Genomic DNA, 1,468 nt, shown 5'->3' with positions numbered 1-1,468 from the left:
TGAGGATATTTCATAATTAAAATATCCGAATCTGTGGATAACTTTTAGAAATTTTTAAAAAAAGCCGATAGCGAAGCTAGGTAAACAATTTACCTTCTTTTTACTATTCAAATTTCAAATTATTAGGCCACAGATAACTTAGTATTTTTAACACGATTTACAGATATTGTACCTGCAATTAAAGCAATACAATTTAATAAAGCAACCGCTTTAGCTTTGCGTATTCCTGCTGAACGCAGATTATCGGTATTAAGTAATTCCTTTAATCTTGAATTACATCGTTCAACAGAAGTCCTTTTATTATAATGTAATTTAAAATTATTAGAATGACGTGGTGGATAATAAATAAGTCTAGGATTATCATTTATATCTATTTTTTTGCAATATCCATAGTCAGAATCACTACACCAACTTGTTCCTTGTGGACATTCCATTTTTCCTGCTGCATGAGGGCATCTATATTTCAAATATTTTCCGTCCTTTCCCCAGTAAGTAAGAGGATATCCCATGGAACATATCGGTTGATATTCTTCATTAAAACCTTCTGGTGGAGCGTATTCTCTTCGTTTGTTGTAAGCAATTATAGGAGTAGCGTTAGCTTCATTAATAACATATTTATAGTTCTTTACTTGATCGTATCCTGAATCCATACAATAATATTTTGTATTAAGAACTCCTGAATAGCGATTAAGATATTTTTTTATTAAAGGCATTGCTAATTCACCGTCATAGTAACTGGCTGGTGATAATAATATACTTAATGGTAATTCACTTTTGCAATCACATAAAATATGTAATTTATAGCCAAACCATTTAATTTGATTACCATCTGTATCATTTTTACTTCCCCAGTTAGCTGAAACACCATCATTCTTTAATTTTTTCTTAGGTTGCGGTTTTTCATAAGCATCAATTTTAGTTGAATCTATTGCTACTTCAGTACCATCAATGATTCCTAAAGAAATTGCTTCATCCACAACAGCATGAAATTCATTTTCAAGAGCAGTAGTTTTAGATATTTTATCTAGAAATCTGCTAAGTGTTGCTGGAGACGGAGTTTTTCCGAATAATTCAAAACCACAACTATATCTTAAAATTGGATTAATTTTTAATTTTTCTGATAAATCTGTTAAAGTTGGGATTCTTTCAACTTGCATTGCTATATATGAATTAATCAATGCTCGAATTGGATACCCTTTCGGACCACACGAAGTGTGTCTTTTACTAAATTCTGAGACTAAATTATCAAAATTTAATTCAGCTAAAATCATTTCTAGTTTTGATTTTGGTTGAAATTTCAAAATTTCCTCGAAGGAAAATAAACATTCTTGTTGAATATACATAAGTGGATCACTCCTTTTGTTGTGGATTGTTAGCACTTATATCATTCAACACTTGGGGTGATTTTCCTTTTTTAAATAACTTAAAACTAGAAAATTAGCTATTTAGCAAATATGAAATTTGCTCA

1 protein-coding gene is annotated in these 1,468 nt (G+C 30.1%); it reads right to left on the bottom strand.

Annotated elements, in window-relative coordinates; genetic code table 11:
- Positions 1–122 precede the first annotated feature (122 nt).
- Positions 123–1,343, bottom strand: a complete 1,221-nt coding sequence (locus tag ACJDTP_RS27335) for a transposase (protein WP_406762996.1) — start codon at positions 1,341–1,343, stop codon at positions 123–125.
- Positions 1,344–1,468 lie beyond the last annotated feature (125 nt).

The organism is Candidatus Clostridium helianthi, assembly GCF_045310795.1.
Classification (GTDB): domain Bacteria; phylum Bacillota; class Clostridia; order Clostridiales; family Clostridiaceae; genus Clostridium; species Clostridium helianthi.
Note: the sequence above shows the minus strand (reverse complement) of the source record. Positions and strands in the feature narration are given on the sequence as shown.